We start from the raw sequence: 1,245 nt of genomic DNA on the forward strand, positions 1-1,245 counted from the left end.
GCCAAAAAAACCGGTAGTTGCAAGCAACACGGAAAAAGAAGTTCCACTAACAAAAGCTGAGGAACTGGCGAAAAAAAGAGTTAGAAACTTATAGGAGGCCCGATGGCAAAAGAATTTAACAAGATCGTTGAATCGATCAAAGAAACAACATATGCGCAAGACACATATGCACTTACAGTATTAGCATCACTTAATCCAGTGGCGAGATTCATTCCACTTGCTCAAGCAGGCGGAGGAAATCTAGGATCAGGAAAGGCAGTTGAATACTGACTACAAAGACAAAAAAGAATCAAATCTCAAGCAGCTTCTACAGCAGCTAAAGCAATTGATAGAGTTATTGCAAACTACGGTAACGCATCAAAACTTGAATGAGAAACAATCGAGGCTTATACACCACTAAAAAGAAACATCGAACTTAACATTTCAAAAAATGAAGAATTTGATATTGACAATGTTGGATCAGCTTACGAAAAAGCAATTCAAGATATGTGAACAGCAACAGCAGTTGAAAGAAAAGAAAGACTTTTCGAAGCAATCTTCTTCTCAAAAACTAAAGCTCAATCAGCTGATTCAGCAGATACAGGTGCAGCACTATACGACGAAATCGCCGGTAAAGTTGAAGACATCAAGCTATTATCTGATGACTACAAACATGGAACAGACAACGTTATTATCGTTCTTCACCCAACAGTTGCAAGATTGATTGGTAAAGAAAAAGCAAACTGAGAATCACAAACTCCATCTGACATCTTCGGGACAGGATTAACTACAAGATTTTCAATCAATGGTACACCAGTAGTCGTTGATTCAACTCTTAACAAGAAATTCCTTCCAAAAGATGGAACAGCAGGAACTGATGAAAAACAATTCGCTTACCTAATTCTTGACATTGAATCAATCGCATTCAAAGCAGAAGCTGAAGAAACACCATACGATGACACATTCCAAGATGAAAGATTCGTTGGTAAGATCTTCTACGACATGCAAGCGGTTGTTGATGCCGACAGAATTGAAGTTGCAGCACTTCCAGCATCTCTAAACAAGACAGCTACAAAGAAAGTACACGAGTAAGATTCGGAAATCAGTCGAAAGGCTGGTTTTTTTTCTTTTGCTATAATTTCTTATATAAGGAGCGTACTATGCTGATAAGAAAAACAAACAAAAACCAAAGAAAGGTGGGCTTAGGAGCTGGCTACATGAACTACGTTTTCATTGACTCGACAAACAAACTTGATACGAATCTTG

At 38.1% G+C, this 1,245-nt stretch carries 2 protein-coding genes; both read left to right on the plus strand.

Annotated features, from left to right (window positions below):
- The first annotated feature begins 102 nt into the window (after positions 1–102).
- Complete coding sequence (locus tag N1032_RS23350) at positions 103–270, plus strand: hypothetical protein (RefSeq protein ID WP_259542739.1); 168 nt, start codon at positions 103–105, stop codon at positions 268–270.
- Positions 271–445: 175 nt separating this feature from the next.
- Entirely contained in the window at positions 446–703 is a 258-nt protein-coding gene (locus N1032_RS23355; RefSeq protein WP_259542740.1) for a hypothetical protein, read from the plus strand.
- Positions 704–1,245 lie beyond the last annotated feature (542 nt).

This window comes from Herbiconiux daphne (assembly GCF_024979295.1).
In the GTDB taxonomy this organism is placed as follows: domain Bacteria; phylum Actinomycetota; class Actinomycetes; order Actinomycetales; family Microbacteriaceae; genus Herbiconiux; species Herbiconiux daphnes.

Bases quoted from the DNA above. Each gene is read 5' to 3' on its own strand.
- N1032_RS23350 (WP_259542739.1), top strand. From the start codon at position 103: ATGGCAAAAGAATTTAACAAGATCGTTGAATCGATCAAAGAAACAACA.